Annotated in this window: 5 protein-coding genes; 4 read left to right on the plus strand and 1 reads right to left on the minus strand. The window is 73.4% G+C overall.

All coding sequences use genetic code 11. From position 1 onward, the window contains the following. The first annotated feature begins 130 nt into the window (after positions 1-130). Together ACG2DA_RS21465 and ACG2DA_RS21470 are read left to right on the plus strand one after the other, a co-directional pair. On the plus strand, positions 131-1,450 hold the full coding sequence (locus tag ACG2DA_RS21465) for a hypothetical protein (protein WP_395258553.1): 1,320 nt from the start codon (positions 131-133) through the stop codon (positions 1,448-1,450). Continuing rightward, positions 1,360-3,477, plus strand: a complete 2,118-nt coding sequence (locus ACG2DA_RS21470) for a HEAT repeat domain-containing protein (RefSeq protein WP_395258555.1) — start codon at positions 1,360-1,362, stop codon at positions 3,475-3,477. Before ACG2DA_RS21465 ends, ACG2DA_RS21470 begins: the two co-directional genes overlap by 91 nt. Positions 3,478-3,609: 132 nt before the next feature. Here the strand turns inward: ACG2DA_RS21470 and ACG2DA_RS21475 are convergent, their stop codons facing one another. Continuing rightward, positions 3,610-3,936, minus strand: coding sequence for a hypothetical protein (locus ACG2DA_RS21475; protein ID WP_395258556.1), 327 nt, complete (start codon positions 3,934-3,936; stop codon positions 3,610-3,612). Between the two features lie 149 nt (positions 3,937-4,085). Here ACG2DA_RS21475 and ACG2DA_RS21480 point away from each other — a divergent pair, with 149 nt between their 5' ends. Both ACG2DA_RS21480 and ACG2DA_RS21485 read left to right on the plus strand, forming a co-directional pair. Then, the gene (locus tag ACG2DA_RS21480) at positions 4,086-4,826 is read left to right on the plus strand and encodes a basic secretory protein-like protein (protein WP_395258558.1); all 741 of its coding nucleotides are present in this window, start codon (positions 4,086-4,088) and stop codon (positions 4,824-4,826) included. A gap of 75 nt (positions 4,827-4,901) precedes the next feature. Beyond that, on the plus strand, positions 4,902-5,693 hold the full coding sequence (locus ACG2DA_RS21485) for an SDR family NAD(P)-dependent oxidoreductase (RefSeq protein WP_395258559.1): 792 nt from the start codon (positions 4,902-4,904) through the stop codon (positions 5,691-5,693). The last annotated feature ends 77 nt before the right edge of the window (positions 5,694-5,770 follow it).

Consider the following 5,770-nt stretch of genomic DNA (forward strand, 5'->3'; position numbering starts at 1 on the left):
TCCCGCAGGACCGGCTCCCGCAGGACCGGCTCCCGCAGGACCGGCTCCCGCAGGACCGGCTCCCGCAGGACCGGCTCCCGCAGGACCGGCTCCCGTCGAACCGGCGCCTGAGACCGCGGCCCCCGCGGCGATGGTCGAGACGGAGCCGAAGCCCGAGCCCAAGCCCGAGACGGAACCGGCAGAGGAATCGGCAGAGGAACCGGCAGAGGAACCGACGACGCCGGAGAGCGAGGTCGCCGACGAACGGCCGCCGGCGACGGAGGACCTGCTCACCCCGCCGGGGTTCCGGGCGGTGGCCTTCTCCGGGGACGACCTCGCCACGGACATCACCTGTCTGACGCACGATGCGAACGGGCACGTGGTCGTCGCCGGGCCGGGCTTCGTCAAACGCCTGCTCGATACGGACGGCGACGGCGTCGCCGACGAGGCCCAACGGTTCGCCGACGGCCCGAAGGACGGGGCGCAGGGGCTGTATTTCCTCGGGAACGACTTGATGGCGGTCGGCGACGGCGGGCTGCTCCGCTATCAGGACGCCGACGGCGACGGCGTGTGGGACGGCCTCGGCAAGGTCGATCGCGAGGGCCGCCCGGCCCGGCCGCAGCGGTTCCTGAAGCTCCCCACCGGCTCCGAGCACGACGCGCACGCCGTCACCCGCGGCCCGGACGGCTGGTGGTACCTCATCGCCGGCAACTACGCGGAGATCGGCGCCGACTACGTGACCCGCACCACCTCCCCGCTGCCCAAGAGCGGCCCGCTGGCGCCACGGGGCGGCGTGCTGATGCGGCTCGCCCCGGACCTGACCGGCGGGGAACTCGTCGCCCACGGGATGCGGAACGCCTACGACTTCGCCTTCGGGGCCGACGGCAGCGTGTTCACCTACGACAGCGACGGCGAACGCGAGGTCACCCTGCCCTGGTACCGTCCGACCCGCGTGCTGGCGCTGGTCCCCGGGTCGCACGCCGGCTGGCTCAGCCGCAGCGTGAAGCGCCCCTTCGACGCCCCCAGCATGCCGCCGGTCGTTTGCGAACTGGGCCGCGGCTCACCGACCGGCGTCGTCTGCTACCGGCACGCCGCCTTCCCGGAGGAACTGCGGAACTCGGTGATCGTCGCCGACTGGACCTTCGGCCGCGTCCTCGCCCTGCCCTTGGAGCAGGACGGCGCCGGCTACGACGCGGAGCCCGTCAGTCTGATGACCAGCAGCGGCCGGGCCGGCTTCGCCCCCACCGCGATGAGCGTCGGCCCCGACGGCGACCTGTTCGTCTCCGTCGGCGGCCGCGGCACCCGCGGCGGGGTGTACCGGCTGACGTATGAGGGAGCGGACGGAGGCGCCCATGGAGCCGGGCGAAGTGGGAGCCGTTGGTGGACGAACTCGGCCCCGGACCGCTGCGGGCGGCGGCGCTGGATCAGGCCCGGCCGGCCGCCCAGCGGGTGCGGGCGATCGAGATTCTGACGGAAAAATACGAGGGCCTGCCGGCGAACGTGCTGTCCTTCTTCGCCGCCGATCCGGCGCCGGAGGTGCGGGCCCGGGCCTGCTGGTCGCACGGCGTGCGGGAGCCCGCCGCCCCGGACGCCGCCGCCCTGGCGCCCTTCCTCGCCGACGAGTCCCCCCGCGTCCGCCGGGCCGCGTTGGAGGCGTTCGCCGGGATGACGGACTCCGGCAAGGCGGCCGTCGCCACCGTGTTCGACGCGCTGGCGGAGAACCTCGGCCACCCGGACCGGCTGGTCCGCAGCGCCGCCCAGCGGGTGATCGCCCGGCTGGCCGCCGCCGACCTCGCCCCGCTGGCCCGGGCCGCGCACGGCAAGGGGGACGCCGCCCGCGTCGCCTTCGCCCTCGGCTACCTCGCCGCCTACCCCCGCTTCGACGACGCCGCGATCCGGCTGGGCCTGAACGTGCTGGAAGGCGACGCCGCCCCGGACGTCCGCCGCGACGCCGTCCGGCTCGTGCAGATCGCCCTGGGCGACTACGGCCCCGGCTACGATTACGCCCAGAAGGGGGACGGCTCGGCGTTCGAGGGCTACACCGCCGGCTTCGACCTCGCCCCGCACGAGCGGGAGTTGAACGTCGTCGTGCCCCGCCTCAGCGCCCTGCTGGCCCGGCGTCGGCAGGGGCGGGAGGAGGCGGCGGTCGATCACGAGCTGGTCCGCGTCGCCGCGATGATCGCCCCCTATAACCCGGTGATCCTCGGCGAATTGACCGGCCGGCTGACCGAGAGCAGCGACCCGACCGAGGACCTGCACCACCTCTTCGCCGCGGCCCGGCTGCCGGTTGAACGCTCCGCCCCGCAGACCGAGGCGATCGCCGCCGCCCTCGTCCGGCTGGACGCCAAGGTCGCCGAACGCGGCCTCAACACCGACACGAACTGGGAGCCCCGGCTGACGGAGCTTTACGACGAACTGTTCGAGAAGGACCGGCAGCTCGCCGCCGCGGTGGTCGCCCGGCCGGACCTCGGCCGGCCGGCCCACGTGGCCCTGCTGGCCCACGTGCCGGCGGACCTCGTCCCGCAGGCCCGGGCCCGCTTCGCCGCCGCGGCCCGGGAGCCGGGCTACGACTGGAGCGGCGACGTGGTGTTCCTGCTGGGCGACGGCCCCGACGGGCCGAAGCGGATTCGCCCCCTCTTTGAAGATCGCTCCGTCCGCGGCGCCGTGGTGATGAGCCTCGCCGATCGCCCCGGCGGCCCGGCCCCGGTCGACCGCCCGTTGTTCGTGGAGAGCCTGGACAACGGCGACCTCTCCGTCGTCGCCGCGGCGCTGGGGGCGTTGGAAAAGCTGCCCTCCTCCGGCGCCCTGGCCGACGCCGGGCGGCTGACCGCCGCGGAGCACGCCGCCGAAACGGCCGGCCTGACCGCGCTGCTCCGCCGCCTGCCGGACGACGACCGCGGCCGCGATTTGAAGGCCCGCACGGTGGCGCTGCTCCGCCGCAACACCGGCGAGACGACCGGCTTCGCCGCCGCCGACCCCACCAGCCCCGCCGCCGCCGCCGGCTGGACGGAGTACGTCGCCGCCCGCTTCCCCGACCTCGAAACCTCCGGCGGAGCCGCCGAATCGCTGGCCCGGTTGGCGACGATCGACTGGGAATCCGGCGACGCCGCCCGCGGGGCAGAGGTGTTCAAGGCCCGCGGCTGCGCGACCTGCCACGGCGGCCGCGGGGCCGTCGGCCCGGACCTCGCCGGCGCCGGCGCCCGCTACGGCCGCAAGGACCGCTGGACGGCGATCCTCGACCCCTCCCGCGACGTCCCCAGCCGGTATCGCACCGAGCTGATCGTCACCGCCGACGGCCGCGTCGTGGAGGGCCTGCCGGTTTACCAGAGCACGGACGGCATCACCCTCCGCGACGGCCAGGGCCGCACCTGGCGGGTGGAAGCCGGCGACATCCTGGAGCGCCGCACCGGGACGAACTCCCTGATGCCCGGCGGCGTGATGGACGACGCGTCCGACCAGGACTGGGCCGACCTCGACGCCTACCTCCGCAGCCTCTGACGGCTGGCGGCCTCCCCGCATGAGTCCGGAGCGCAAGCTCCGGCCGTGCGTCGTCACGCCCACTGACGTCGCGTCACGTCAGCGTCCCGGACCCTTGGAGGGTCCGGGACGCTCCGCAGCGCGAGTGAGGGTTCAGGACGGGTTCGCCCCCCCCGCGGGTTCGCCCCGGCTCTCCGCCCGCCACCACAGCAGGGCCAGCAGCGACCCGCCCCCGCCGCAGGCGAACTTCAGCACGCACAGCGGCCACGGCCGCCACCAGGCCCCGGTCTTCAGTTCCCACACGTCCGAGGCCGCGAACGCCAGCAGCACGGCGACCAGCCCCCACCGGTACCCGCTCGCCCGCCGCGGCGTCGGCCGACAGGCCAACGCGACCGCCACCGCGGCCCAAAACACGGCCTCGAAGGCGTTATACAGATTGTGCGGTGCGTCCCAGTCGACCGCGGCGAGCCAGTCGGGCATGAGACGAATCGGTCCAAACGGGGGCGGAACGAACCCACTCTAGCGACCCCGCGGCGGCCGATGTCGCCGGGGCGGCGGCCGTCGGTAGGATGCCCGGCGTTCATTCAGCCTGCTCGCCCGCTCCTTCCCCCGCCCCGGTGCGACGATCCATGCGCAGCTTCCTGAGTTCCCCCGCCCGCCCCGCCGCCTTCGCCGCCGCGCTGCTCGTCGCGCTCGCCGGCCGGCTCGCCTCCCAGGACGCGGAGCCGGACGACAAGCCGGAGCCGCAGCCCGTGTCGGTCACAGTCGAGGGGGAAATCGGCCCGGAGGACGTGTCCGCGGCGGGGCGGCTGACGACGGAGTTCTTCCGCTGCTATCCCTCGTTGATCGAGCGGTTCGAACGCCCGGACCGGCCGGCGCCCCGGCACGTCACGATCGTCTTTAAACAGCAGCTTCGCGTGCCGGCGTACTGCACGGGCGACGAGATCACCGTCGGCGGGGCCTACCTGCGGAGCAACCCCGACGATATCGCCCTGCTGACCCACGAGCTGACGCACGCCGTGCAGCAGTACCCGCGGGCCCGCCGCGGGTTCGACAAGCCCGGCTGGCTGGTCGAGGGCATCGCCGACTACGCCCGCAAGGTCTACGGCCCGGAGCGCCAACCCGGCTGGCGCCTGCCGGAACGGCTGAGTTCCCGCAACAACTACGACGACGGCTACCGCGTCAGCGCCCGCTTCCTGGAATGGCTGGACGGCCGCACGCCGGGTTCCGTGGACAAGCTCCACGCCGCCCTGAGCCGGGGCGAATACAAGGAGAGCCTGTTCGAAGAGGTCGCCGGCAAACCGGTCGCGGACCTGTGGGCCGAATGCGTTGAAGCGCTGTCCGCCGAAGCCCGCGAAGAGGCAAGCTGACCGCCGGCGGGGCGGTTGCGGCGGGGCGGGCCGGTAGAATGCCGCGTCCCCGCCCCCCGTTCGACCGTCGGTCATATGGACCTGCAACTCTCCGACAAGACCGCCCTCGTCACCGGCAGCACCGCCGGGATCGGGCGGGCGATCGCCGCCCGCCTGGCCCGGGAGGGGGCGACCGTCATCGTCAACGGTCGGTCGCAGGACTCCGTCGACGCCGCCGTCGCCGAGCTGGCCGAGCACACCGGCGGCACCGTCGTCGGATTCGCCGGCGACCTCTCCACGGCCGCCGCCGCGGAGGAGCTGTTCGACACCCACCCCGCCGTCGACGTCCTCATCAACAACCTCGGCATCTTCGAGGCGACGCCCTTCGAGAAGATCACGGACGAGGACTGGGTCCGGTTCTTCAAGGTGAACGTCCTCAGCGGCGTGCGGCTGGCCCGGCTCTATCTGCCCCGCCTGCGGGAGCAGGACTGGGGCCGCATTATTTTCATCTCCAGCGAGAGCGGCGTGCAGATCCCCGCGGAGATGATTCATTACGGTATGACGAAAACGGCTCAATTGGCCGTCTCCCGCGGCCTGGCGGAGATCGTCGCCGGCACGGGGATCACCGTGAACAGCGTGCTGCCCGGCCCCACGATGTCCCGCGGCGTGGAGGACTTCGTCGCCTCCCTGACCGAGGGCGACGACAAGTCCGAGGAGGAGGTCGAAAAAGAGTTTTTCGAGAAGACCCGGCCGACCTCGCTGATCAAACGCTTCGCGGAGCCGGCGGAGGTGGCCTCGCTGGTGGCGTACCTGGCCAGCCCCCTCGCCAGCGCCACCACCGGCGCCGCCGCGCGGGTCGACGGCGGGGTGGTGAAAAGCTGTTTTTAAAGCTCGGTTCTTCTGTGTCCGGCGTCCCAGATCCTTCAAGAGTCCGGGACGCCGGGCGGGGTAAATGACTGGAACCG

The sequence above is a fragment of the Alienimonas sp. DA493 genome (genome assembly GCF_043951915.1).
Lineage (GTDB): Bacteria > Planctomycetota > Planctomycetia > Planctomycetales > Planctomycetaceae > Alienimonas.